This is a genomic window from Rhodovibrio sodomensis, from assembly GCF_016583645.1.
Lineage (GTDB): Bacteria > Pseudomonadota > Alphaproteobacteria > Kiloniellales > Rhodovibrionaceae > Rhodovibrio > Rhodovibrio sodomensis.
On record NZ_NRRL01000224.1, the window covers coordinates 1 to 2,670 of the forward strand.

General features: G+C 66.5%; 2 protein-coding genes. Both read left to right on the top strand.

Annotated features, from left to right (window positions below; genetic code table 11):
- The first annotated feature begins 165 nt into the window (after nt 1-165).
- A complete protein-coding gene (locus CKO28_RS27210) occupies nt 166-510 on the top strand; it encodes an Eco57I restriction-modification methylase domain-containing protein (RefSeq protein ID WP_200344606.1) in 345 nt (114 codons plus the stop codon).
- A 762-nt stretch (nt 511-1,272) separates the two neighbouring features.
- A complete protein-coding gene (gene ltrA / locus CKO28_RS27215) occupies nt 1,273-2,526 on the top strand; it encodes a group II intron reverse transcriptase/maturase (protein ID WP_200344608.1) in 1,254 nt (417 codons plus the stop codon).
- Nucleotides 2,527-2,670 lie beyond the last annotated feature (144 nt).

A 2,670-nucleotide genomic window follows, 5' to 3' on the forward strand; every position in this document is an offset into this window, starting at 1 on the left:
TATTCTTCGCCAAGTCCAGCCCGATCATGGTAACCTTCGCCATGGATGCCTCCTCCTTGAATGGCGTTTTTCAGTGCACCCATTCTGGCACACCGATGCCGCCGGAGGGGGCGTCCATCCCATCGCTTACGGTTTAACGTCTTTAATACTGATACCCACAGGCACTTGCCCGAAACCCTTGCCGCAGTCGGCGGGTCTGGTGGCTTCGCATTCCCAGCTTCCGACTTACCGGTCTATGAACAAGTCAAAACCCGGTCGGGCCGCTTCGCCGAGGGGTTTGATTTTGTTGTAGGAAACCCGCCTTACATACGTGCTGACGAGCAACAGACAGCTCTTGATGAATATCGCGACGAAATTCGGCTTCACCACGCCGTTCAAGCTGTACGCACCAACCTCTTTAAGAAATGGGATATGTTCGTCCCTTTCGTAACGTTGGGTTTATACCTGTTACGGTCGGGAGTGAACCGTGGCCGCTTTGCCATGATCCCGCGTAATTCAGCCAGCGGGTAGATGAGCGGGGGTGGCGTGCCCCTGGAAGCCCCTGTTATCGCGGGCTTTGGAAATACCGGATACAACAAGCAGGGGTCACGCCATGGGTGAAACCGAAGTGTGCCAGGAACGCTCTGACGGTTGGGAAGGAGGTGAACCTCTGGAAACTCCGTACCGGGACCCAGCGGGTGCAATTCCCGCCCGGCCAAGGTTAGCCGCCAGCCGGAAGCGGAGCCCTTGCGGGGCGTCGGGTGACCGGCGCCGCGAAGCGTAGGGCCGCGGGTGCGCAGGCCGCGTGATGGAGCCGCGAAACCACCGTAATCGCGGGTGCCGACGCTGTTTCGTAAGCGGAAGGCAACACGGCCCTGACCGCAATGGCTTGGCAGGGCCGGCCGCCGCGGTCGAAGGAACGGGGCATGTGCACACAAGGGTCCCCAGGGCACCTGGGAGGCCTTGTCGCCTCCACCGTAGGAGCTGGCGGGCGCGGGCGCCCGCCGACACAACAGTCCGGGCCGGCGGTCAGCGCGCCCCTGGCCGCCGGAGCAAACGCGAGGCGCTCAGGTGGTACGGCCGGGCGAGGGCAGACCGGAGCGCGGTCGGACGGGCGGCAAGGAGTCGGAGCGGCCCATAGTACCACTGAAGGCGGGGAAGCCGCCCCGGGCGACCCGCTGGAGGGAAGGGGCTTGCCGGGCGATGGAACCGTTGGGGGGACAGATGACCGAGAGATCGGGCTCGGATCCCATCTCAACGAAACGCCAGCGGATAGCGGATCTGGCGGCCCGCATGCCGGAGACGCCGCTGACGACGCTGGCCCATCACATCGACCACGCTTGGCTGAAGGAGGCGTACCGGCAGACCCGCAAGAGCGGGGCGACCGGTGTGGACGGCCAGACGGCCGCCGACTACGCGGCCGATCTGGACGCCAACCTCGCCGACCTGCTGGAGCGCGCGAAGTCCGGACGCTACCGGGCACCGCCGGTCCGTCGGACCTACATCCCCAAGGGTGACGGGTCCAAGGTTCGGCCGCTTGGCATCCCGACGTTCGAGGACAAGGTGCTCCAGCGCGCGGTCGCCATGGTGCTGGAGAGCGTCTACGAGCAGGACTTCTACGACTGCTCGTACGGTTTCCGGCCCGGCCGTTCGGCGCACGACGCGCTCCACGCCACGCGCGAGGCGTTGATGGCGATGGGCGGCGGCTGGGTGCTGTCGCTCGACATCTCCAGCTACTACGACAGCATCGATCATCGGCTGTTGCAGGATGTGGTCCGCCAACGGGTACGCGACGGCGTGCTCACGCGGCTGATCGGCAAGTGGCTCAAGGCCGGCGTGATGGAGGACGGCCAGTGGCGCTCGGCGGACGCCGGGACCCCGCAGGGCGGGATTGTCAGCCCAGCGCTGGCGAACGTTTTCCTCCACGAAGTCCTCGACAGCTGGTTCGAGGAGACGGTGACGCCGCGGATGCATGGACGGGCGCAGCTCGTCCGCTACGCGGACGACGCCGTGCTCCTGTTCGAGCGCGAGGACGACGCCCGGCGTGTCCTGCGGGTGATCTACGACCGGTTCGCCAAGTATGGCCTGACGGTCCACCCGGAGAAGACGCGCCTGGTGAAGTTCACCCGGCCCCCGCGCGCCGCCGACGGCTCGAAGCCGCACAGCGGGACGTTCGACCTACTGGGTTTTACCCACTACTGGCGGCGCTCCCGCCGCGGCAACTGGATTATCGACCGCAAGACGGCCAAGGACCGGTACGCGCGAACGCTGAAGGCGCTCAACCAGTGTTGCCGGGCCAACCGCCACCGTCCCGTACGCGAGCAGTGGCGGACGCTCTGCCGGAAACTCGAGGGGCACTACCGCTACTTCGGCGTTCCCGGCAACCGGCGACAGCTCAGCGCCGTGTGGTCCGCCACGCACCGGCGGTGGTGCTACTGGCTCAACCGGCGTTCGCAACGCGGCAGGATGCCGTGGGACCGGTTCCATCAGCTCCTTGAGCGGTACCCGTTGCCGCCCCCGCGGTTGCTTGCACGTCACCGCGCGTAGCGAAGCCATCGCTCGCGGAGATACCGTGATTTTTGTCAAAGGGTCGTTGGCGGCGCGCTCCCCAAGTCGGGGCCTCACCGACGGCCGGCCGCCCTTGCGCGCTATGTGGGGCGCGCGGGCGGCCGGCCTGTTCGGCCCCGCTCG

What these genes read in the sequence shown, in the direction of transcription:
- ltrA (WP_200344608.1), top strand. Translation starts at nt 1,273, where the DNA reads ATGCCGGAGACGCCGCTGACGACGCTGGCCCATCACATCGACCACGCT.